Source organism: Achromobacter sp. MUI-25009338 (assembly GCF_057359325.1).
The window spans coordinates 178,833-201,205 of sequence record NZ_CM170627.1 but is presented as its reverse complement, the minus strand read 5'-3'; the positions used below and the strand labels follow the sequence as shown (position 1 = coordinate 201,205).

Here is a 22,373-nt window from a genome sequence, read left to right as displayed (position 1 = left end):
GGCCGGGCCTATTTGAGCGCGATGCCGGACATCAGGGCCGAGCCGCGCAGCACGGTCCAGGCGAACACGGCGATGACGAAAGCCAGCAGGACCAATCCTGCGATCTTGTTGCGGCGGCGCTGCTCGGGTGTCATGGCTGTGCTACCTGGAACGTGAAAGCGGTTTACTTCACTTCGGGCGGAGTCTCGAAGGTGTGGAAGGGCGCGGGCGAGGGCACCGTCCATTCCAGGCCTTCGGCGCCGTCCCACGGCTTGGCGGCGGCGACTTCGCCCTTGCCGCGGTAGCAGCGCAGGATCGCCCACAGGAAGATCAGCTGCGACAGGCCGAACCAGAACGCGCCGATGGTGGCCATCTGGTGGAAGGTCGTGAACTGCCCTGCGTAGTCGGCGTAGCGGCGCGGCATGCCGGCCAGGCCCAGGAAGTGCATCGGGAAGAAGGTCACGTTGAACGAGATCAGCGTGGACCAGAAGTGCAGCTTGCCCAGCTTTTCGCTGTACATGCGGCCGGTCCATTTGGGCACCCAGTAGTAGGCGCCGGCGAACAGCGCGAACAGCGAGCCGGCCACCAGCACGTAGTGGAAGTGGGCCACCACGTAGTAGGTGTCGTGCACCTGGATGTCGATCGGGGCCACCGACAGGATCAGGCCGGTGAAGCCGCCCATGGTGAACACGAAGATGAAGCCGATCGAGAACAGCATCGGGGTCTCGAACGTCATGGAGCCGCGCCACATGGTGGCGACCCAGTTGAACACCTTCACCCCGGTCGGGATGGAGATGAGCATGGTGGCGTACATGAAGTAGAGCTGGCCGGTCACCGGCATGCCGGTGGTGAACATGTGGTGCGCCCACACGATGAAGGACAGCACGGCGATGGAGGCGGTGGCGTACACCATGGAGGCGTAGCCGAACAGCTTCTTGCGGGCGAAGGCGGGAACGATGGCCGACACGATGCCGAACGCCGGCAGGATCATGATGTAGACCTCGGGGTGCCCGAAGAACCAGAACACGTGCTGGTACAGCACCGGGTCGCCGCCGGCGGCGGCGTTGAAGAAGCCCGTGCCGAAATGGCGGTCGGTCAGCACCATGGTGATGGCGGCGGCCAGCACCGGCATCACGGCCAGCAGCAGGAAGGCGGTGATCAGCCAGGTCCAGCAGAACAGCGGCATCTTCATCAGCGTCAGGCCGGGCGCGCGCATGTTCAGGATGGTGACGATGATGTTGATCGCGCCCATGATGGACGAGGCGCCCATGATGTGCAGCGCGAAGATCGCCAGATCCATGCCGGGGCCCATCTGCAGCGACAGCGGCGCGTACAGGGTCCAGCCGGCCGCGGTGGCGCCGCCGGGCACGAAGAACGAGGCCGTCAGCATGATGGCGGCCATGGGCAGCAGCCAGAAGCTGAAGTTGTTCATGCGCGCGAAGGCCATGTCGGAAGCGCCGATCTGCATCGGGATCATCCAGTTCGCGAAGCCCACGAAGGCCGGCATGATGGCGCCGAACACCATCACCAGGCCGTGCATGGTGGTGAACTGGTTGAAAAGCTCGGGGCGGAAGAACTGCAGGCCGGGCTCGAACAGCTCGGTGCGCAGCAGCAAGGCCAGCGTGCCGCCTTCCAGCAGCATGACGAACGAGAAGATGAGGTACATCGTCCCGATGTCTTTGTGGTTGGTGGCGAAAAGCCAGCGGCGCCAGCCGGTGGGGATGGCGTGGTGGTGGTCATCGTGACCGTGGCCGTGGCCCGGCGACACGTGGTCTACAGTGACGCTGCTCATGATGGACTCCTTCCTGCTGAGTGCCGGGCCCGATCCACGGGGCCGGCAGGGTATCTCTAACTAAACGGAACCGGTTCTGCGTAGGCGTGGCTGGGCGCGCGCGATCAGCGCGCAGCCGTCACGTCCTTCGGCTGAACCGTCGGGTCCTGCCCCTTGCCTGCATTGCTCCAGGCATGGCGCGTATAGCTGATGACCGCCGCGATCTCGACATCGTTGAGCTGGCCGCCGAACGGCGCCATCGCGGTGCCGGGCTTGCCCTTCAGCACGGTGTTGATCTGTTCGGCCTTCGGCCCCAGAACAACCTTGTCTCCGTCGAGCGGGGGGAAGCTGCCCGGGATGCCCTTGCCGTTGGCCTGGTGACAGGCCACGCAATTCGCCGCGAAAACCTTCTCGCCGCGGGCAACCAGTTCGGCTTCCGTCCACTCCTTGTTGGGATCGTCGGCGTTCGCCGCCATCTTCTTCTTTTGGTCTTCGACCCACTTATCGTAGTCGGCTTGCGCCATAACTTCCACGACGATGGGCATGAAAGCGTGATCCTTGCCGCAGAGTTCCGCGCACTGGCCGCGGTAAATGCCGGGTTTGTCGGCATTGAACCAGGCATCGCGCAGGAAGCCGGGGATGGCGTCCTGCTTGACGCCGAAGTCCGGAATCATCCAGGAGTGGATGACGTCGGCGGCGGTCAGGACGATGCGGACCTTTTTATTCACCGGCACCACCAGGTGATTGTCCACTTCCATCAGGTAGAACTCGCCCTTGGGCTCGCGGTTCTCGATCTGCGCGCGCGGGGTCGACAGAGTGGACAGGAACTTGACGCCGGCGGCCGGGCCGTCGAGGTACTCGTAGCCCCACTTCCATTGATAGCCGGTGACCTTGACGGTGAGATCGGCGCTGGAGGTGTCCTTCATGGCGACCACGGTCTTGGTGGCCGGCAGCGCCATGGCGATGACGATGATGAACGGGATGACCGTCCATGCGACTTCGACGCCGAGGTGTTCGTGGAAGGTGGCGGCCTTGTGGCCGCGCGACTTGCGGTGCGCCCAGATGGAATAGAACATCACCCCGAACACACCGATGAAGATCACGATACAGATCGTGAGCAGCATCCAGTGCAGCCACATGATGTCGCGCGAAATCGACGTCACGCCCTCATGCAGGTTCAGCTGGTTGACCTTCGGGCCGCCGGGCATGTCTTGCACCTGAGCACTCGCCACGCTGGCCATCAGCATCGCACAAGTCCCCAGTATCCCTCTCCACTTCTTCATGCTTACCTCGAAACACGGCGCGTAGGTCCGTTCTCTAGTGGCGGAAGTCACCGGAAACGGGCAACACGCAATTATTAGATGGCAGGGGCGAGGCAGGGAGATAGAGCGGCCCCTGTCGTTCCCACTCGAAATCACAAAGAAACTGCCGGATTATAGCGGACGCGCAAACAGATGTAAGTTAGCGCCCTTGAATTCGTAGGCGCCGCCCCCATTTGGCCTCGCCCTCTTGACCTGGGGCTGAAAACAGGCTGGCATAAAATCGTCGGTAACATCAACACCACGATTCCCCGATGCCACAACAGTTGCCCGATCTGTACGCCGCCCTTTGCGCACGCGCCCAGGAGCCCGCTCCCGACGGCGCGCGCGCTTTATATATAGCGGGGCGCCGCTGCGGCTGGGCCACGCACGCGGCGTGCGACGCGCTGCGCGGCGCGGCCGATATCGACGCCGACGGCGAGACCCTGCGCATCGGCGCGGGTCTGGAGCCGGGCGCGCAACTGGATGGCGTGCTCGAACGGGCCGCGCAACTGTTGCGCCAAGCCAACTGCCTGCGCGGCTGGCGCGACGAATTGCTGGACGTCATGGACGGCGACACTGCCCTGGGCGTGATCGAACGCGCCGCGGTGCGCCCCCTGGGCCTGCTCACCAAGGCCGTGCACCTGAACGCGTGGACGCCCGACGGCCGCCTGTGGGTCGCGCGCCGCTCGCTCAGCAAATCCACCGATCCCGGCATGTGGGATACGTTGGTGGGCGGCCTGGCCGGCAGCCGCGAGGACCTGGAACTGGCGCTGGTGCGCGAATGCGGCGAGGAAGCCGGGCTGGACGAGCCCGACCTGGCGCGTCGCACGCCGCTGCGCACCATATTGCGCATCCATCGGCGCCTGCCCGAGGGCTATCAGGTCGAGGACGTGCTGACCAGCACCTGCGTGCTGGAAGCCGACGCCCGGCCCGCCAACCGCGACGGCGAAGTCATGGAGATCGCCACGCTGGACGTGGCCACGGTGCTGCGCCGCATCGCCGAGGGCGAATTCACGCTGGAAGCGGCGCTGGTGATCGTCGAAGACATCATGCAGCGCCGCGCGGCCGGCGAAATCCCGGCCTGAGGCCCGTCAGCCCGGACGCGCCGCGTCCAGCATGCCCGCGGGCGGCGGATCGGCTTGCGGCGCCTCGCCGGCGGGCGGGGTTGCGCCCGCGGCCTCGGCGGCTTCCGCGGCCTGGGCCGGGCTGGGCGCGGAGGCCGGCGCGGGCGCCGGTGCGGCCGCGGCATTGGCCTGCGAGAACTGCTTCCACACCTCGATGGCGCGCAGGCGCTGCTTGGCCACCAGCTGGATGCGCTCGCGCAGGTTCTCGTCGCGCGCCAGCAGCGCGTGGAAATCCCGCGACGACAGCATGAGCAGCTTGCTGTAGCCCAGCGAGGTCACGTCGGGCTCGATCTGCTGCTCGCCCAGCAGCCCCAGTTCGCCGAAGAATTCGCCGCTGCCCAGTTCGATCAGGGTGTTGTCCGGCAGGTGCACGGCCACGGCCCCGGAGGCCACGAAGCACATTTCGCCGCCGTGCCGGCCCTTGGTGAGCACGCGCTGGTCCGGCAGCGACAGCCGCGGCTTGAGCAGCTTGCTGATGGCGCGCAGCGAATCGGCCGACAGCCCCTCGAACAGCGGCACGCGCTTGATCAGCTCGGCCGCGCTCATTTCGATGTCCAGCGGCGGATGGCGGTCGATATGGGCCCAGCGGCTCTTCAACTGCGCCATCAGGTCGGCGTACACCTCGCCGCTGATCAGGAACTGCTCCAGCATGTCGCGGTAGCGGATGCGCTCCATTTCGCGCGCCACGCGGCCCAGATAGCTTTCCTGCAGCCATTGCGCGTAGGACGGATATTGCAGATTCAGCGCCTGTATGGCGTTTTCGATCAGGTCCAGGCGGCGCTGGTGCAGGGACACGATGCGCGCGGTGGCCTCTTCGCCCAGCAGCGGCGTGATCTGTTCGCGCGCGAACGCGATCAGGCGCTGCGCGACCGACCGCTTGCTCATCAGATTGGCGAAACGCTGGGCCAGTTCGCGCGCCAGCCAGCTCTGGAAGCCGAACACGTAGTGCAGCCGCAGCGCCAGCCGGAAACCGGGCGAATAGCGCACGTCGTCGACGATCCCGCGCTCGAAGCCCGCGACGCCGCCCTGCCGGATCGCGTCCTCCAGCCGCTCGGCCCGCGCCAGCAGCGCCTCGGCCATGCGCCAGTCCACGATCTGCGCCTTCAGGATGTCGAAGAACATTTCCTCTTCGCGCTGCGCCACGATGGCCAGGCCCACCGCCACGCGCTGCTCGTCGCTCATCTGGCCGACCTGGCCGTCGTGCACGCTGGTCAGACTGGCGTCGAACACCGCGCGGATGCGGTCGCGCACCTCGGCGCCGATGTGCTCGCTGCGCGCGACCTCTTCCGTCTTGCCCTGCAGGTCTTCCAGCGCCACGGCCAGGGCCTGGTTGCGGATGGTGCGCTCCACCGGCGAGAGCTGGTTCAGGCCCAGCGCGCGGATCAGCGGACGCAGGCTGATGCCGTTGACGAACAGCGTGAGCAGCACGAAGCTGGTGGTGGCGACCGCGATGAACTGGCGCGCCTCTTCGGGCACGCCGGTCTGTTCCGTGACGGCCAGCGCCAGCGCCAGCGAGACCGCGCCGCGCAGGCCGCCCCACAGCATCACCACCTTGTACGGCCTGCTGACCTTGGTGCCCAGCCGGGTCAGGCCCAGCAACGGCAGCAGGCCGAACACCACGATGGCGCGCGCCGCCAGCGTGGTCACGAACAGCACCACCACCAGCAGCAGTTCCTGCCAGTCGGCCGCCGCCATCAGCTTCGGGATCAGCATGGCCGCGAACAGGAAGATCAGCGAATTGGCCCAGAACCCGAACTGTCCCCAGGCGCTGGACAGGTATTCGAACGTGGTGGGCGACATGCGGGTGCGGCCGGTGGAGCCGACCACCAGGCCGGCGATCACCGTGGCGACCACGCCCGAGACGTTCAGGTAGTGCTCGGAAATGAAGAAGGACAGATAGGCTAGCGTCAGCGTCAGCGTGATTTCGGCGGTGGGAAAGCCGCGCAGCCACGCGAACAGGAAGCAGGCCAGCCGCCCCATCGCGTAGCCGGCCAGGCCGCCGCCCAGGAAGTGCACGATGAAGTCGTTGAAAATGCCGCTCACGGTCAGTTCGCCGTGGCCGCCCAGCACCGCCAGCAGCACCGAGTACAAGGCGATGGAGGCCGCGTCGTTGAACAGGCTTTCGCCCTCGACCAGCGTGGTCAGGCGCTTGGGCGCGCCCACCTCGCGGAAAATGCCCACCACCGCCACCGGGTCGGTCGTGGCCACGATGGCGCCCAGCAGCAGGCAGACCACCAGGCCGTAGGACGACACGGCGTCCAGCGCCACCCCGACGGCCACGGTGCACACCACCACGGCCACGATGGCCATCATCAGGATGGGGCCGATGTCGTCCATCAGGCGCCGCACGTTCATCGACAGCGCGGTCTCGAACAGCAGCACCGGCAGGAACACCATCAGGAAGGTTTCCGACGAGATCTCGAAGCGTTCCAGCGAATCCAGAAAATCGCCGATCCAGCGCGGCGCCCAGCCGTGCAGGTGCACGATGATGCCCAGCAGACAGCCGACGATGGCCAGCAGCACCGAGTACGGCAGCTTGAGGCGGCCGGCCAAAGGCGGCATGAAGCAGACCAGCGTGAGCAAACCGGCCAGGCCGAATACGAGAAAACCGACATCCATGGATAGCGCCGCGTCTGAGGCTAGGGAGAAATTTCACAAGAATAGCGGCTTTTTTCCCCAAGTCCGGGCGGCGAACTGTAGAGAATCGTAGAGAATGCACGTTTGGTTACCCCAATACGCAAGCGCGATACGCGTGGCGACGCGTTTTTTGGGTAATGTGGAATCGCTTCAACTTTTCAGGAGCGGCACTTGGCCCGCATCCATGCCCTGACCCGGCGCGACGACGCGCCCGCCATGCTGGTCCAGCTCACCGACAGCCACCTGTTCGGCGAGCCCGGCACCGTGATGCTGGGCGTCGACACCGACGCCAGCCTGCGCGCCGTGCTGCGCCAGATCGAGGCCGACGGCCGCCATCCCGACCTGCTGCTGGCCACCGGTGACCTGTCCCAGGACGGCGCGGCGGCGGCCTACCGCCGCTTTGCCTCCATCCTGTCCGAGGCGCCGGCGCTGGACCGCGCCACCATCCGCTGCCTGCCGGGCAACCATGACCTGCCTGCCGTGATGCGCGAGGAACTGGCGCAGTGGTCCGAGCCGGTCACCGACGTGGGCGCCTGGCGCGTCGTGACGCTGGACACCACGGTGCCCGGCTCCGACGCGGGCCACCTGCCCGCCAGCCAGCTGGATCTGCTGGAGGCCGCCCTGGCCGAAGCGCCCGGGCGCCACACGCTGGTCGCGATGCACCACAACCCCATGCAGATCGACAGCCACTGGCACGACACGATGATGATCGACAACCCGCAGGCGCTGTTCAAGCTGCTGGCCCGCTGGCCGCAGGCCCGCGTGCTGCTGTGGGGACACGTGCACCACGACTTCGACCGCCGCCGCCATAACCTGCGCATGCTGGCCACGCCGTCCACGTGCTTCCAGTTCAGCATCCGCGACGGGCAGCACGTGGTGGACAACATGGCGCCGGGGTATCGCTGGATCAAGCTGTACCAGGACGGATCGCTGGCGACCGGCGTGCGGCGGGTGCAGGACGCGTTGTGGCGTCCGGCGCTGGCGGCGTCGGACAAGGTGCAGGCGGCCTAGGCATAAAAAACGGGGCACCAATCATAGATTATTGGTGCCCCGCAAACATCCGTCTCATAGGGGAGGGGAAAGAGGAGAAGCCGAGACGGACGACTAGACAGCCAACCGGAGTTCGCGGTCTACATGAAGTTAGTCGGCGCGGCCCGCATTAAGTTTCTGGCGCGGCGCAAAAATTCCGGGTGAATTTGTATCAATTCATGTAACGGCCGCCAGGCGCGCCGCCAAAGACAAAGGCCGCTCGAAAGCGGCCTTTTGCATGGGCGTGCGGCAGGCGTGTCAGGCCTGGAGATTGCCGCGCATTTTCTTGAGGGCGGCGGCCTCGATCTGGCGGATGCGCTCGGCTGAGACGCCGAATTCCTGGGCCAGTTCGTGCAGCGTGGCGCCGCCGTCGTCCTGCAGCCAGCGCGCCTCGACGATGCGGCGCGAACGCGGGTCCAGCGCTTCCAGCGCGTCGCTCAGCCCGCTGCCCTGCAGCCGGTCGCGCGCGGCGCGCTCCAGGACCCGCGTGGGTTCCTGGCGGCCGTCGTCGGACAGATAGGCGATGGGCGCGTAGCTCTCATCGTCGTCGTCCTGGTTTTCCAGCGACATGTCGCGCCCGGACAGGCGCACTTCCATTTCGCTCACGTCTTCGCGGCGCACGTTCAGCTCGCGCGCGATGTGATCGACCTGCTCGGGGTCCAGCGTCTGGCCGTCGGGCCGCATGCTGCGCAGGTTGAAGAACAGCTTGCGCTGGGCCTTGGTGGTGGCCACCTTGACCAGGCGCCAGTTGCGGATGATGTATTCGTGGATTTCCGCCTTGATCCAGTGCACGGCGAACGACACCAGGCGCACGCCGCGCTCGGGGTCGAAACGTTTGACGGCCTTCATCAGGCCGACGTTGCCTTCCTGGATCAGGTCGGCGTGGGGCAGGCCGTAGCCCAGGTACTGGCGGGCCACGGACACCACCAGGCGCAGGTGCGACAGGATCAACTCGCGCGCCGCGCCCAGGTCTTCCTGGTCGCGCAGGCGGCGTCCCAGCTCGGTTTCTCGTTCAGCCGACAGCACCGGCAGGCGATTCACCGCGGAAATGTATGCGTCGATCGTGCCGAGCGCGCCCGGATTGCCGATGGCCAACGCCAGGGCGTTGCCGGAAGTGGCCAACGAGGTACTGGGTTGTTTCATAACGGGAGTCTCCGGAAGGCTTAAGGATGACGACATGAATTCGATGTTAGCACTCTAGTAAAGGGAGTGCTAATTCGACTATTGCGGCGCATCAAAGTTCCACCACACATGATTCGCCCCCAATTTTTTTGGCCCGAGAAGTTCGAGCCAGCGCAAGAATGGCCGCGCCGCCGCCGGGCCGCCCCAAGGCGGCGCAGCGTGGGTGTTCACACTACCAGCCCAGGCGCTTGAGGCCGTCGACCGTAGCCTGGCCGTCGGGGCGGATGAACAGCGCCCCGCGCGGGTCCAGGAAGACCTGGTAGCGGGCGCCGTCGAACAGGGGCATGTAGGCGCCGCTGCCGAATTGGACATCGACGAAGGGGAACCAGTTCGGGAAGTTTTTCTTCAGCGAACCGAGGTCGGGCGCGGGCCAGTCGTCCAGCGGATGCACCGAACGGGTGGCCGAGGCCTCGCGGGCCGCGTCGCTGTAGCGGCCGGACAGCCGCTCCAGGCGGTACAGCGGCGGCACGCCCGCCATCAGCGCCGGCACCTTCCAGCGCACCACCCGCGCGTCGATCTGCCACTGGTCGCCGTACAGCACGTACTGGCGGCTGCCGATGGCCGGCGCGCTGGCGTCCACCTGGAACTGGCCCTCGGCCAGCTGGCGGATCTCCACGCGGGCCACCGGCTCGTCGGTGGTCAGGCGGAAGAACTGCACCAGCGACAGGGCCAGCAGGCCGGACACGCAGCCCAGCAGCACCAGCATCAGCCCGAACAGGCGGCGCACCGGCCGGAGCTGGAACATTTTGCGGCCGCGCTCGTCGCGTGGGCCGCCCTTGCCCAGCAGCATGACGATGCCCGGCAGCAGGACGACGATGGCGCCCAGCAGTATCCAGACGAAAGGAGCGATTCCGTTGATCAAATCAGCCGTTCCCGATTAGGTAAGAACCGCCGCGGGCGGTGGCCGGCCAGTATAGAAGCGGCCTCAGGCCGCGGGTTTTCCAAGCCGCTCGACGTGAAACCGGATGTGATCCTCGATAAACGTCGAGATGAAGTAATAGCCGTGGTCGTAGCTCTCGTGGCGACGCAGGGTCAACGGCTGGCCGGCGGCGGCGCAGGCCTGCTCGAATACCTCGGGATACAACTGTTCCGCCAGAAACTGGTCCGATTCTCCCTGGTCGATCAGAATGCCCCCGGGAAACGGCTGGCGGGCCTGGCGCATCAGCGCCGACGCGTCGTAGGCGGCCCAGTCCTGGACGTCGGCGCCCAGGTAGGCGCCGAAGGCCTTCTTGCCCCACGGGCACAGGCTGGGCGCGGCGATGGGCGCGAAGGCCGACACCGAGCGGAATTTGGCGGGGTTGCGCAGCGCCAGCACCAGCGCGCCGTGGCCGCCCATGGAATGGCCGAAGATCCCGGTGCGCGATGCGTCGCCCGGCAGCGCGCCGCCGGTGACGATGGCATGCAGTTCTTCGGTCACGTAGCTGTACATGCGGTAGTGCGTGCGCCAGGCCGGCGTGGTGGCGTCCACGTAAAAGCCCGCGCCGGTGCCCAGGTCCCAGTTTTCGTCCTCGCCCGGCACGTTGGCCCCGCGCGGGCTGGTGTCCGGGGCCACCAGCATGACGCCCAGCTCCGCCGCCAGGCGCTGGGCGCCGGCCTTGATCATGAAAGTCTCTTCGGTGCAGGTCAGCCCGGCCAGGTAGAACAGGACGGGTACCGGGCCTTGCTCGGCCTGGGGCGGCAGATAGACCGAGAACCGCATGGGCAGGCCGATCTGCGCGGATTCGTGGCGGTAATAGCGCTGCCAGCCGCCGAAACAGCGGTGCTGCGAGATGAGTTCGAGGGCCACGGCCATAGATCTGCTCCAGTCGTAGGGGATGAAAAAACGCCCGCGGGTTAGGGTATATCCACGGTACGACGTTCCGTCGCCGAATGTTAACCTGCACGTATTCGGGTACGGACGACGAAAAAAATGACGGATCCTTGCCCATATCGCGATCACGGGACTTGACCGCCGCCTACCGTGGCACTATTTATATACCGTGAGAGAAGACAACCCGTTCTTCCGGATACGCAAGTCCTGACACTATGGCCCGTCTGCCCCGTCTGTACGCCCCTGGGCTGCCCCAATTGGTGCAGGCCAATTTCATCCAGCCGCTGGCGGCGCCGTCTCAACCCGCGCCGGCCGACATCCTGAACCAGCTGGCCACGTGGCTGGGCGAATCCGCCCAGCGCCATCGGGTCTCGGTTCATGGCTGGCTGCTCGCCAACGACCGCATCCTGCTGCTGGCCACGCCGGCCGACGAAGAAGGCCTGCCGCGGCTCATGCAGACGCTGGGCCGCAACCTGGCGGCGCGGCTGCGCGGCGGGCGCGTATTCGCCGGCCGCTACCGCTCGGCCCTGCTGGAACCGGGCGCCTGGGTGCTGCCGGCCCTGGTCTGGCTGGAAACCTATCCCGTGCGCAGCGGCGCCTCGCAGGACCCGGACTCCTGGCCCTGGTCCTCGGCCTCCAGCCACACCGGCAACACCACGGCCGCCCCCGCCCAATGGCAGTCGGACCACGCCGATTACTGGGCCTGCGGCAACACGCCGTTCGACCGCCAGGCCAATTACCGCAAGCGCCTGCAGGACGGCCTGTCGCGCGAGGAAAGCCAGCGCATCGACCAGGCGGTTTCCGGCCAGTGGGCGCTGGGCGGCCCCGCCTTCATCGCCAGCCTGGCCCACACCGCCAGCCGGCGCGTGGCCCCGGGCCAGCGCGGACGCCCGCGCAAGAAGCCGGCCGCAGCCGCGCCGGCCGACGCCGAACCTTCCTCTTCCACGTCCAATTCCTGATCCGCCCCGTCCCGGGCGGATTCCTTTCCCCGTTTTCCTGCATGCATGACGCGCCCCGGGGCGCGTCGCGGCGCTCGCCATTGCGATTGCGCAACACCGGATTGCGGATACGATCGGCCTAGATATCCAAAATTATCGGGGACGCATAGCAGCAAAAATAGCCAAATCCCGGCCGAGTGTCGCTTCTCCGTCTGCACCCCTTTCCGGAAACCCGCGCCAGGCAACGATCTAGATACGTCACCGAATAATTTTCCTATGAGCGTCCCTAAATATAATTAGGGACATACCCTGTTTATTCCTATTGCACCCTGCTCCTGTCAGGGGTATTGTCCGTCTCCTGCACTGCAACATCACGACGCAGGCCTACTGCGGAGCGCGCCATGCCCCAAAACACCCAGATCGAATCCTGTCTCCCGCCCAAGGCGACCCCCATCGATGCGAGCCGCATCGGTCTGCCTCCCGCCCAGGGCCTGTACCACCCCAAGAACGAACATGACGCCTGCGGCGTCGGTTTCGTCGCCCACATCAAGGGCAAGAAAAGCCACGCCATCATCCAGCAGGGCCTGAAGATCCTGGAGAACCTGGACCATCGCGGCGCGGTGGGCGCGGACAAGCTGATGGGCGACGGCGCCGGCATCCTGATCCAGATCCCCGACGCGCTGTACCGCGACGAGCTGAGCCAGCAGGGCATCGTCCTGCCGCCGCCCGGCGAATACGGCGTGGCCATGGTGTTCCTGCCCAAGGAAACCGCCTCGCGCCTGGCCTGCGAGCAAGAGCTGGAGCGTTCGGTGCGCGCCGAGGGCCAGGTCGTGCTGGGCTGGCGCAATGTGCCGGTGGACGTGGACATGCCCATGTCGCCCGCCGTGCGCGCCTGCGAGCCGGTGATCCGCCAGCTGTTCATCGGCCGCGGCGCCGACGTGATGGTGCCGGACGCGCTGGAACGCAAGCTGTACGTGATCCGCAAGACCGCCAGCCACGCCATCCAGAACATGCATCTGGCGCATGGCAAGGAATACTTCGTGCCCTCGGCCTCGGTGCGCACCGTGGTCTACAAGGGCCTGCTGCTGGCCGACCAGGTCGGCCGCTACTACCGCGACCTGGCCGACACCCGCACCGTCTCGGCCCTGGCCCTGGTGCACCAGCGCTTCTCCACCAATACCTTCCCGGCCTGGCCGTTGGCCCACCCGTACCGCATGATCGCCCACAACGGCGAAATCAACACGGTCAAGGGCAACTTCAACTGGCTGCGCGCGCGCGAAGGCATGATGCAGTCGGCCGTGCTGGGCGACGACCTGAAGAAGCTGTACCCCATCGTCTACGAAGGCCAGTCCGACACCGCGACCTTCGACAACTGCCTGGAACTGCTGGTGAACTCGGGCTACTCGCTGGCCCACGCCATGATGATGATGATCCCGGAAGCCTGGGAGCAGCACACGCAGATGGACGAAAGCCGCCGCGCTTTCTACGAGTACCACGCCGCCATGATGGAGCCGTGGGACGGCCCGGCCGCGGTCGCGTTCACCGACGGCCGCCAGATCGGCGCCACGCTGGACCGTAACGGCCTGCGCCCGGCGCGCTACCTGGTCACCGACGACGACATGGTGATTCTGGCCTCCGAGGCCGGCACGCTGTCCATCCCCGAGAACCGCATCGTCAAGAAGTGGCGCCTGCAGCCGGGCAAGATGTTCCTGATCGACCTGGAGCAGGGCCGCATCATCGACGACGCCGAGATCAAGCTGCAGCTGTCCAACAGCCGCCCCTACCGCCAGTGGATCGAGCGCCTGCAGATCAAGCTGGAATCGCTGCCGGCGCCGCGCCAGGCCGCCACGGCCACGCAATCGCCGGTCTCGCTGCTGGACCGCCAGCAGGCTTTCGGCTGGACCCAGGAAGACTACAAGTTCATCCTCGAGCCCATGGCCGCCAGCGGCGAGGAAGTGATCGGCTCGATGGGCAACGACGCCCCGCTGGCCGTGCTGTCGGACCGCGCCAAGCCGTTCTACAACTATTTCCGCCAGCTGTTCGCGCAGGTCACCAACCCGCCGATCGACCCGATCCGCGAGCAGCTGGTGATGTCGCTGGTGTCGTTCATCGGCCCCAAGCCCAACCTGCTGGACATCAACAACGTCAACCCGCCGCTGCGCCTGGAAGTGTCGCAGCCGGTGCTGGACTTCGCCGCCATGGCGCAGATCCGCGACATCGAGCAGGTGACGGGCAAGAAGTTCCGCAGCTTCGAGCTGGACATCACCTATCCGGCCGCCTGGGGTCCCGAGGGCATCGAAGCCCGCGTGGCCGCGCTGTGCGCGCGCGCCGTGGACGCGGTGCGCAGCGGCTACAACATCCTGATCGTGTCCGACCGCCTGGTCGACAGCGAACGCGTGGCCATCCCCGCGCTGCTGGCCACCTCGGCGGTGCACCAGCACCTGATCCGCGCCGGCCTGCGCACCAACACCGGCCTGGTCGTGGAGACCGGCTCGGCGCGCGAGGTGCACCATTTCGCGCTGCTGGGCGGCTATGGCGCCGAAGCCATCCACCCCTACCTGGCGCTGGAATCGCTGGGCAAGATGAATGACCCCGAAAAGGCGGTCAAGAACTACATCAAGGCGATCGGCAAGGGCCTGAACAAGGTCATGTCCAAGATGGGCATTTCCACCTACATGTCCTACACCGGCGCGCAGATCTTCGAAGCCGTGGGCCTGCAAAGCGCCCTGGTGAACAAGTACTTCACCGGCACCGCCTCCAATATCGAAGGCATCGGCATCTTCCAGGTCGCCGAGGAAGCGCTGCGCCAGCACCGCGCCGCCTTCGGCACCGATCCGGTCCTGGCCAACGACCTGGACGCGGGCGGCGAATACGCCTATCGCGTGCGCGGCGAAGAGCACATGTGGACGCCGGACTCCATCGCCAAGCTGCAGCACGCCTCGCGCGCCAACAACTACCGCACGTACAAGGAGTACGCGCAGATCATCAACGACCAGAGCCGCCGCCACATGACGCTGCGCGGCCTGTTCGAGTTCCGCTTCGATCCGTCGCGCGCCATCCCGCTGGACGACGTCGAGCCGGCCAAGGAGATCGTCAAGCGCTTCGCCACCGGCGCCATGTCGCTGGGCTCGATCTCGACCGAGGCGCACTCGGTGCTGGCCGTGGCCATGAACCGCATCGGCGGCAAGTCCAACACCGGCGAAGGCGGCGAGGACGAACTGCGCTACCGCGCCGAGATGCGCGAAGGCAAGAGCCTCATCAAGGACGGCGACACGCTGGCCTCGGTGCTGGGCGCCGAGCGCATCGAAGCCGACGTCGCGCTGAAGAAGGGCGACTCGCTGCGCTCGAAGATCAAGCAGGTGGCCTCGGGCCGTTTCGGCGTGACCGCCGAATACCTGTCCTCGGCCGACCAGATCCAGATCAAGATGGCCCAGGGCGCCAAGCCCGGCGAGGGCGGCCAGCTGCCCGGCCACAAGGTGTCGGAATACATCGCCAAGCTGCGCTATTCGGTGCCGGGCGTGGGCCTGATCTCGCCCCCGCCGCACCACGACATCTATTCCATCGAAGACCTGGCCCAGCTGATCCACGACCTGAAGAACGTCAATTCCAAGGCCTCGATCTCGGTCAAGCTGGTGTCCGAAGTGGGCGTGGGCACGGTGGCCGCGGGCGTGGCCAAGGCCAAGGCCGACCACGTCGTGATCGCCGGCCATGACGGCGGCACGGGCGCCTCGCCGGTGTCGTCCATCAAGCACGTCGGCACGCCCTGGGAGCTGGGCCTGGCCGAGACGCAGCAGACGCTGGTGCTCAACCGCCTGCGCAGCCGCATCCGCGTGCAGGCCGACGGCCAGATGAAGACCGGCCGCGACGTGGTCATCGGCGCGCTGCTGGGCGCCGACGAATTCGGCTTCGCCACCGCGCCGCTGGTCGTCGAAGGCTGCATCATGATGCGCAAGTGCCACCTGAACACCTGCCCGGTGGGCGTGGCCACGCAGGACCCGGTGCTGCGCAAGAAATTCCAGGGCAAGCCGGAGCACGTCGTCAACTTCTTCTTCTTCATCGCCGAGGAAGTGCGCGAAATCATGGCCCAGCTGGGCATCCGCAAGTTCGACGACCTGATCGGCCGCGCCGACCTGCTCGACATGCGTTCGGGCGTGGAGCACTGGAAGGCCCAGGGCCTGGACTTCACCCGCGTGTTCCACCAGACCCTGTCCGACGCCGAAGTGCGCCAGACCGAAGAGCAGGACCACGGCCTGGCCGGCGCGCTGGACCACCAGCTGATCGAGCGCAGCAAGCCGGCGCTGGAGCGCGGCGAGAAGGTCTCGTTCATCGTGCCGGTGCGCAACCGCAACCGCACCATCGGCGCCATGCTGTCGGGCGCGGTGGCCGCGCGCTACGGCCACGAGGGCCTGCCGGACGACACCATCCACATCCAGTGCAATGGCACCGCCGGCCAGAGCTTCGGCGCCTTCCTGGCCCATGGCATCACCATGGACCTGGTGGGCGAAGGCAACGACTACGTCGGCAAGGGCCTGTCGGGCGGCCGCATCATCGTGCGCTCGCCCAACGATTTCCGCGGCTTCGGCCCGGATCACATCATCGCCGGCAACACCGTGCTGTACGGCGCGCTGGCGGGCGAGGCGTTCTTCAACGGCGTGGCCGGCGAACGCTTCGCGGTGCGCAACTCGGGCGCGGCCACCGTCGTGGAAGGCACCGGCGACCACGGCTGCGAATACATGACCGGCGGCACCGTCGTGGTGCTGGGCGCCACCGGCCGCAACTTCGCGGCCGGCATGTCCGGCGGCGTGGCCTATGTGTGGGACCCGGAGCGCACGCTCAAGCACCGCGCCAACCTGTCCATGGTCGAACTGGAACCCGTGGTCCCGCACGCCGAACAGGCCGCGCAGGACAACATGGACACCTGGCACAGCGCCCAGCGCGGCGGCGAACGCGAAACGGACGAAACCATCCTGCGCCGCCTGGTGGAAGACCACTTCCGCTACACCGGCAGCTTCCGCGCCCGCGAAATCCTGGGCGACTGGGAAGCCTCGCGCGGCAAATTCGTAAAGGTCATGCCGACGGACTACCGCCGCGCATTGGGTGAAATGTGGCGTGCAGCCAACCCGCAACAACTGGCTGCGTGAGGGAAATCATGGGAAAGATCACCGGATTCATGGAATACCAGCGCCTGCAGGAGGCCTCCGAGGCCCCGCAGAAGCGCCTGAAGAACTGGCGCGAGTTCGTGCTGCACCTGACCGACGAGCAGGCCAAGCAGCAGGCGGCGCGCTGCATGGACTGCGGCATCCCGTTCTGCAACAACGGCTGCCCGGTCAACAACATCATCCCGGACTGGAACGACCTGGTGTACCGCCAGGACTGGAAGCGCGCGCTGGACGTGCTGCACTCCACCAACAACTTCCCGGAATTCACCGGCCGCATCTGCCCGGCGCCGTGCGAAGCCGCCTGTACCTTGAACATCAACAGCGAGGCCGTGGGCATCAAGTCCATCGAGCACGCCATCATCGACAAGGGCTGGGCCGAAGGCTGGGTCACGCCGCAGGTGCCGGCGCGCAAGACCGGCAAAAAGGTCGCGGTGGTGGGCTCCGGCCCGGCGGGCATGGCGTGCTCGCAGCAGCTGGCGCGCGCCGGCCATTCCGTGACCCTGTTCGAAAAGAGCGACCGCATCGGCGGGCTGCTGCGCTACGGTATCCCCGACTTCAAGCTGGAAAAGCACCAGATCGACCGCCGCATCTCGCAGATGGAGGCCGAAGGCGTGGAGTTCGCGCCCTCGACCTATATCGGCAACCCCAGCGACCCGGTGGCCGACGGCCTCACGGTGCGCACGCCCGAATCGCTGCTGGCCGAGTTCGACGCCGTGGTGATGAGCGGCGGCTCGGAAACCCCGCGCGACCTGCCGGTGCCGGGCCGCGAGCTGTCCGGCGTGTACTTCGCCATGGACTTCCTGCGCCAGCAGAACAAGGCCGTGGCCGGCGACCGCCTGGCCAACCAGACGCTGGCCAAGGGCAAGCACGTGGTGGTGATCGGCGGCGGCGACACGGGTTCGGACTGCGTCGGCACCAGCAACCGCCACGGCGCGGCCTCGGTCACGCAATTCGAGCTGATGCCCCAGCCGCCCGAGTCGGAAAACAAGGCCATGACCTGGCCCTACTGGCCGCTCAAGCTGCGCACCTCGTCCTCGCACGAGGAAGGCTGCGAGCGCGACTGGTCGGTGACCACCAAGCTGCTCAAGGGCAGCAACGGCCGCGTCGAGAAACTGGTCGGCGCGCGCGTCGAATGGTTCAAGGACGAAGCCACCGGCCAGATGAAGATGCGCGAAGTCGAAGGCTCGGAGTTCGAGATCAAGGCCGACCTGGTGCTGCTGGCCATGGGCTTCGTGTCGCCGGTGCAGACCGTGCTCGACGCCTTCGGCGTGGACCGCGACGCGCGCGGCAACGTGCGCGCCAACACCGACGACTACCGCACCAACGTGGAAAAGGTCTTCGCCGCCGGCGACATGCGCCGCGGCCAGTCGCTGGTGGTCTGGGCCATCCGCGAAGGCCGCCAGTGCGCGCGCGCCGTGGACGCCTACCTGATGGGGTCGAGCGAACTGCCGCGCTGAGCCTGGCGCAGCATGCGACGCCGCCGGCGCGAAAGCGCGCGGCGGCGTTTTTCATGGGTCGTGCTACGACTTGTTGCAACATAACCACTTTTTCCTTGCGGTCTTTTCACGGTTTGACACGCGTCAACCGGGGTCCGGAGCAGGTTTGAGAACCTAGCTGCTCAACCCCAGAAAAGATCGGAGAGGAAAATGTTTTCGCTGCACAGCCACGTCCGCGCCACCGCCATCGCCGGCCTGATCGCCGCCGCCTCGCTCGCCGCCCCCGCGCATGCGCACGAGGCCGGGGACGTGCTGGTCAAGGTTGGCGCCACCAGCGTCATGCCGGCCTCCAACAACGGCAGCGTGCTCGACGGCAGCGTCAAGCTCGACGTCAACAACAACGTCCGCCCCAGCTTCACGCTCACCTACATGGCCACGCGCAACATCGGCATCGAACTGCTCGGCGCCTGGCCCTTCCAGCACGACATCCGCGGCAGCGGCCTGGGCAAGATCGGCACCACCAAGCACCTGCCGCCCACGCTGAGCCTGCAATGGCACATCCTGCCCGACAGCATGATCCAGCCCTACATCGGCGTCGGCATCAACTACACCACCTTCTTCGACACCCAGATCAAGGGCGCGCTGAGCGGCTCGGACCTGAAGCTGAAGGATTCGTGGGGCGTGGCCGCGCAGCTCGGCGCGGACATCAAGATCAATGACCGCTGGTTCATGAACGCGGACATCCGCTACATCGACATCTCGTCCAAGGTGAAGCTGGACGGCCAGCACATCGGCACCGCCCGCATCAACCCGTGGGTCGCCACGGTGGGCGTGGGCTACCGCTTCTGAGCGGCCTGTTGCAAGGCCTGGCGCAACGCCTGCAGCGCCGGCGTGTCGTCGTCGGCGCGCCAGACCAGCTGGGTCAGGGCGCGCGCATGGGAGCCGGGCAGGGCGCCGATGCGCACCGAATGCGCCGGCCCCAGCACCTCCAGCACCGAACGCGGCACGATGGCCACGCCCGATCCGGCCGCCACGCAGGCCACGATGGCGTGATACGACGCGAACTCCATCACGTTGGCCGGCGTCACGCCTTCCTGGTTCAGCCATGACTCCAGGATGCGGCGGTACGAACACCCCGCCGCGAACGCGATGACGCTGCGCCCGCTCAATTCCTGCGCCCGCCCGACCGGCCCCCAGGCCGCGGGCGAGATCAGCGCCAGCTCTTCGCGAAACGCGTCCATCGCCGCCAGCCCCTGCGCCGGAAACGGCCGGGCCACGAAAGCGGCTTCGATGGCGTAGCCGCGCACCTGCTCGGCCAGCGCCGCCGAAGTGCCCGTCACCAACTCGATGCGCACCTGCGGCCAGGCCGCGTGGTAGGCCGCCAGAATGGGCGGCAGGCGCGCTGCCGCGGTGCTTTCCATGGTGCCGATGCGCAGCACGCCGCGCGGCGCGCCCTCGCGCACCGCGGCCTGGGCCTCGTCCGACAGGCGCAGCAGGCGGTCGGCGTAGGACAGCAGCACGCGGCCCTGGTCCGACAGCACCAGGCGGCGGTTCTGGCGCCGAAAGAGCGGCGTCTGCAGCTCGGCTTCGAGTTGCTTGAGGCGGGTCGACACATTGGACTGCACGCGGTTCAGGTGCGCGGCGGCGCGCGCCACGCCGCCCTGGTCGGCCACCGCCTTGAATATCTGCAGCGCGTCGAGGTCCAAGTTTCTCATTTCAAGAACTCGTGTTCTGAATAATTCACTATTAAAGATATTAGTACAGCCTTAGAGTAGGGGGCATGTCAACGCCTGCTTCGCCCCTCCCGCCGCCCCGCGGCGCTGCCGCGCTGGCCTGGCCCGCGGCGCTGGCCCTGGCCGCCGCCATGGGCATCGGCCGGTTCGCCTTCACGCCGGTCTGGCCCGCCATGGCGCAGGAAGCCGGGCTGTCGCTGGCGCAGGGCAGCTGGCTGGCCTCGGCCAATTACGCCGGCTACCTGCTGGGCGCCCTGGCCGCCGTCGCCTGGCCGCCGCGGCGCCTGCGCGGCATGCTGGCCGCCAGCCTGCTGGCCGTGGCGGCGCTGACCCTGGCCATGCCGCTGTGGCCGGGAATGGCGGCCTGGTGCGCGCTGCGGCTGGCCGCGGGTTACGCCAGCGCCAGCGCCTTCATCTGCGTGGCGGCCTGGCGGCCCGTGCCGGCCGGCGACCCGCGCGAGGCGGGCGCTTCGGCCGTGGCCTATGCCGGCGTGGGCGCGGGCATCGCGCTCACCGGCCTGGCCTGCCTGGCCCTGACCGCGCTCGGCGCGAACGCGGACATGCTGTGGATCGCCCTGGGCGCCCTGGCGCTGGCGCTGTCGGCGGCGGCCTGGTCCGGCATGCGCCGCCGCGCCGCGCCCGTGGCGCCCACGCCCGCCGCCGCGGGCGCCGCGCTGCCTGCCGGCATACCTGGGCTGGCCCTGCATTACGGCGTGTTCGGCGTGGGCTACATCATCCCCGCCACCTTCCTGCCCGTGATGGCCAAGCAGGCCATTGCGGACCCGGCCGTCTTCGGCTGGGCCTGGCCGCTGTTCGGGCTGGCCGCGGCGGCCTCCTGCCTGCTGGTCCCGCGGCTGGGGCGTGGGCGCGACCACAGGCAGGTCTGGCGCGCCGCGCAGGCGCTGATGGCCCTGGGCATGCTGGCCTCGGCGCTGTGGCAGCACATCGCCGCCGTGATCCTGGCCGCGTTGCTGGTGGGCGGCACCTTCATGGTCATCACGCAGGCCGGCATGCTGGCCGCGCGGCGCGGCGCCGGCGCGGCCGCCCCGCGCGCGGCGGCCCTCATGACCGCCGCCTTCGCCGCCGGCCAGATACTGGGTCCGCTGCTGGCCGCGGCGGCCGCGCACTGGGGCGCGGGCCTGCCGCAAGTGCTGGGCGGCAGCGCGGCGCTGCTGGGCCTGTCGGCCTGGCGCCTGGGAAAAATCACGACAGACGACGGAAGTGCTGGGCATAATGCGGTCGGCCCGCAGGGCTGTTCCACAAGAAAGCATAAAGAGGAGTTCCCAGCATGAAACCGTTGCGTCCCCTGATCGCCGCCATCGCCGCCGTCGCCGCCCTGGGCAGCGCCGCCCAGGCCCAGCCGGCCGACTGGCCGAGCAAACCCATCACCATGATCGTGCCCTACGCGCCGGGCGGCTTCGCCGACACCCGCGTGCGCCTGCTGGCGCGCAAGCTCGGCGACTCGCTGGGCCAGCCCGTCGTGGTCGAGAACAAGGCGGGCGCGGGCGGCGTGGTCGGCACCAACCTGATCGCGCGCGCCGCCGCGGACGGCTACACCATCGGCACCGGCAACCTGGCGCCCATGGCCGTCAACCCGACCCTGATGAAGGACATGCCCTACGATCCGCAAAAGGACCTGGCGCCCATCGTCCTGATCGAAAACAGCCCGCTGGTGCTGAGCGTGAACAACGACCTGCCGGTCAAGACGCTGGCCGACCTGATCGCGCTGGCCAAGAAAGAGCCCGGCAAGCTGACCTTCGGCTCGTCCGGCGTGGGCGGCGCCCACCACCTGTCCGGCGAGATGTTCCGCGAGCAGGCCGGCATCGACATCATCCACGTGCCCTACAAGGGCGGCAGCCTGGCCGCCACCGACCTCATGGGCGGCCATATCTCGATGATGTTCGAAATGGGCTACTCGGCGCTGCCGGCCATCCAGGGCAAGAAGATCCACCCGATCGCCGTGACCTCGGCCAAGCGCCTGGCCGTGCTGCCCGACGTGCCCACCATGGCCGAATCGGGCCTGCCCGGCTTCGAGTCGTACAACTGGCAGGGCATCGTCGCCCCGGCCGGCACCCCGGCGCCCATCATCGCCAAGCTCAACGCCGAGTTCAACCGCATCCTGAAGGACGCCGAGGTGCAGAAGGCCATCGCCGACACCGGCAGCCAGGCCGGCGGCGGCACGCCCGAGGAATTCGGCGCCTTCATCAAGAGCGAAACCGAGAAGTGGGCGAAAGTCATCAAGGCCGGAAACATCCAGCTTCAATAACCTTCCAG

At 67.4% G+C, this 22,373-nt stretch carries 16 protein-coding genes; 8 read left to right on the top strand and 8 right to left on the bottom strand.

The features are described 5' to 3' along the window. Positions 1–8: 8 nt before the first annotated feature. From AC1IQ6_RS00935 to coxB, 3 genes are all read right to left on the bottom strand, one after another. Positions 9–134: a cytochrome oxidase small assembly protein gene (locus AC1IQ6_RS00935; protein WP_209165517.1), complete on the bottom strand. Its 126-nt coding sequence runs from the start codon at positions 132–134 to the stop codon at positions 9–11. A 29-nt stretch (positions 135–163) separates the two neighbouring features. Then, the gene (ctaD, locus tag AC1IQ6_RS00930; protein WP_102773066.1) at positions 164–1,771 is read right to left on the bottom strand and encodes a cytochrome c oxidase subunit I; all 1,608 of its coding nucleotides are present in this window, start codon (positions 1,769–1,771) and stop codon (positions 164–166) included. Between the two features lie 104 nt (positions 1,772–1,875). After that, complete coding sequence (gene coxB, locus AC1IQ6_RS00925; protein ID WP_102773065.1) at positions 1,876–3,033, bottom strand: cytochrome c oxidase subunit II; 1,158 nt, start codon at positions 3,031–3,033, stop codon at positions 1,876–1,878. A 290-nt stretch (positions 3,034–3,323) separates the two neighbouring features. On the opposite strand from coxB, the gene AC1IQ6_RS00920 reads away from it, so the two are divergent. Next, on the top strand, positions 3,324–4,136 hold the full coding sequence (locus tag AC1IQ6_RS00920) for an NUDIX hydrolase (RefSeq protein WP_102773064.1): 813 nt from the start codon (positions 3,324–3,326) through the stop codon (positions 4,134–4,136). A 6-nt stretch (positions 4,137–4,142) separates the two neighbouring features. Here AC1IQ6_RS00920 and AC1IQ6_RS00915 read toward each other — a convergent pair whose 3' ends face one another. Next, the gene (locus AC1IQ6_RS00915) at positions 4,143–6,794 is read right to left on the bottom strand and encodes a cation:proton antiporter (RefSeq protein WP_102773063.1); all 2,652 of its coding nucleotides are present in this window, start codon (positions 6,792–6,794) and stop codon (positions 4,143–4,145) included. A gap of 234 nt (positions 6,795–7,028) precedes the next feature. On the opposite strand from AC1IQ6_RS00915, the gene AC1IQ6_RS00910 reads away from it, so the two are divergent. Continuing rightward, a complete protein-coding gene (locus AC1IQ6_RS00910; protein WP_479731772.1) occupies positions 7,029–7,823 on the top strand; it encodes a phosphodiesterase in 795 nt (264 codons plus the stop codon). A gap of 276 nt (positions 7,824–8,099) precedes the next feature. Here the strand turns inward: AC1IQ6_RS00910 and rpoH are convergent, their stop codons facing one another. From rpoH to fghA, 3 genes are all read right to left on the bottom strand, one after another. Then, positions 8,100–8,984 (bottom strand): RNA polymerase sigma factor RpoH, encoded by an 885-nt coding sequence (gene rpoH / locus AC1IQ6_RS00905; RefSeq protein WP_102773061.1) that lies wholly within the window; start codon positions 8,982–8,984, stop codon positions 8,100–8,102. Positions 8,985–9,195: 211 nt separating this feature from the next. Further along, on the bottom strand, positions 9,196–9,885 hold the full coding sequence (locus AC1IQ6_RS00900; protein ID WP_102773060.1) for a hypothetical protein: 690 nt from the start codon (positions 9,883–9,885) through the stop codon (positions 9,196–9,198). Between the two features lie 63 nt (positions 9,886–9,948). Next, positions 9,949–10,815, bottom strand: coding sequence for an S-formylglutathione hydrolase (fghA, locus tag AC1IQ6_RS00895; RefSeq protein ID WP_485865656.1), 867 nt, complete (start codon positions 10,813–10,815; stop codon positions 9,949–9,951). A 233-nt stretch (positions 10,816–11,048) separates the two neighbouring features. Here fghA and AC1IQ6_RS00890 point away from each other — a divergent pair, with 233 nt between their 5' ends. From AC1IQ6_RS00890 to AC1IQ6_RS00875, 4 genes are all read left to right on the top strand, one after another. Then, positions 11,049–11,792 (top strand): hypothetical protein, encoded by a 744-nt coding sequence (locus AC1IQ6_RS00890; RefSeq protein ID WP_111826189.1) that lies wholly within the window; start codon positions 11,049–11,051, stop codon positions 11,790–11,792. Positions 11,793–12,172: 380 nt separating this feature from the next. After that, positions 12,173–16,912, top strand: coding sequence for a glutamate synthase-related protein (locus AC1IQ6_RS00885; protein ID WP_111826190.1), 4,740 nt, complete (start codon positions 12,173–12,175; stop codon positions 16,910–16,912). Positions 16,913–16,920: 8 nt separating this feature from the next. Further along, entirely contained in the window at positions 16,921–18,387 is a 1,467-nt protein-coding gene (locus AC1IQ6_RS00880; RefSeq protein WP_102773053.1) for a glutamate synthase subunit beta, read from the top strand. Between the two features lie 189 nt (positions 18,388–18,576). Further along, positions 18,577–19,215 carry an OmpW/AlkL family protein gene (locus AC1IQ6_RS00875; RefSeq protein ID WP_485865655.1) on the top strand — a complete coding sequence of 213 codons (639 nt, stop codon included), beginning with the start codon at positions 18,577–18,579 and terminating at the stop codon, positions 19,213–19,215. Here the strand turns inward: AC1IQ6_RS00875 and AC1IQ6_RS00870 are convergent. After that, entirely contained in the window at positions 19,203–20,081 is an 879-nt protein-coding gene (locus AC1IQ6_RS00870; RefSeq protein WP_111826192.1) for a LysR family transcriptional regulator, read from the bottom strand. The genes AC1IQ6_RS00875 and AC1IQ6_RS00870 overlap by 13 nt on opposite strands. A 65-nt stretch (positions 20,082–20,146) precedes the next feature. On the opposite strand from AC1IQ6_RS00870, the gene AC1IQ6_RS00865 reads away from it, so the two are divergent. Beyond that, positions 20,147–21,391: a YbfB/YjiJ family MFS transporter gene (locus AC1IQ6_RS00865; protein WP_485865654.1), complete on the top strand. Its 1,245-nt coding sequence runs from the start codon at positions 20,147–20,149 to the stop codon at positions 21,389–21,391. Continuing rightward, on the top strand, positions 21,388–22,365 hold the full coding sequence (locus AC1IQ6_RS00860; RefSeq protein WP_111826194.1) for a Bug family tripartite tricarboxylate transporter substrate binding protein: 978 nt from the start codon (positions 21,388–21,390) through the stop codon (positions 22,363–22,365). Before AC1IQ6_RS00865 ends, AC1IQ6_RS00860 begins: the two co-directional genes overlap by 4 nt. Positions 22,366–22,373 lie beyond the last annotated feature (8 nt).

Excerpts from the sequence above, each read along its gene's own strand:
- AC1IQ6_RS00935 (WP_209165517.1), bottom strand. The coding sequence starts at position 134 with ATGACACCCGAGCAGCGCCGCCGCAACAAGATCGCAGGATTGGTCCTG.
- ctaD (WP_102773066.1), bottom strand. The coding sequence starts at position 1,771 with ATGAGCAGCGTCACTGTAGACCACGTGTCGCCGGGCCACGGCCACGGT.
- coxB (WP_102773065.1), bottom strand. The coding sequence starts at position 3,033 with ATGAAGAAGTGGAGAGGGATACTGGGGACTTGTGCGATGCTGATGGCC.
- AC1IQ6_RS00920 (WP_102773064.1), top strand. The coding sequence starts at position 3,324 with ATGCCACAACAGTTGCCCGATCTGTACGCCGCCCTTTGCGCACGCGCC.
- AC1IQ6_RS00915 (WP_102773063.1), bottom strand. The coding sequence starts at position 6,794 with ATGGATGTCGGTTTTCTCGTATTCGGCCTGGCCGGTTTGCTCACGCTG.
- AC1IQ6_RS00910 (WP_479731772.1), top strand. The coding sequence starts at position 7,029 with ATGCTGGTCCAGCTCACCGACAGCCACCTGTTCGGCGAGCCCGGCACC.
- rpoH (WP_102773061.1), bottom strand. The coding sequence starts at position 8,984 with ATGAAACAACCCAGTACCTCGTTGGCCACTTCCGGCAACGCCCTGGCG.
- fghA (WP_485865656.1), bottom strand. The coding sequence starts at position 10,815 with ATGGCCGTGGCCCTCGAACTCATCTCGCAGCACCGCTGTTTCGGCGGC.
- AC1IQ6_RS00890 (WP_111826189.1), top strand. The coding sequence starts at position 11,049 with ATGGCCCGTCTGCCCCGTCTGTACGCCCCTGGGCTGCCCCAATTGGTG.
- AC1IQ6_RS00885 (WP_111826190.1), top strand. The coding sequence starts at position 12,173 with ATGCCCCAAAACACCCAGATCGAATCCTGTCTCCCGCCCAAGGCGACC.
- AC1IQ6_RS00880 (WP_102773053.1), top strand. The coding sequence starts at position 16,921 with ATGGGAAAGATCACCGGATTCATGGAATACCAGCGCCTGCAGGAGGCC.
- AC1IQ6_RS00875 (WP_485865655.1), top strand. The coding sequence starts at position 18,577 with ATGTTTTCGCTGCACAGCCACGTCCGCGCCACCGCCATCGCCGGCCTG.
- AC1IQ6_RS00870 (WP_111826192.1), bottom strand. The coding sequence starts at position 20,081 with ATGAGAAACTTGGACCTCGACGCGCTGCAGATATTCAAGGCGGTGGCC.
- AC1IQ6_RS00865 (WP_485865654.1), top strand. The coding sequence starts at position 20,147 with ATGTCAACGCCTGCTTCGCCCCTCCCGCCGCCCCGCGGCGCTGCCGCG.
- AC1IQ6_RS00860 (WP_111826194.1), top strand. The coding sequence starts at position 21,388 with ATGAAACCGTTGCGTCCCCTGATCGCCGCCATCGCCGCCGTCGCCGCC.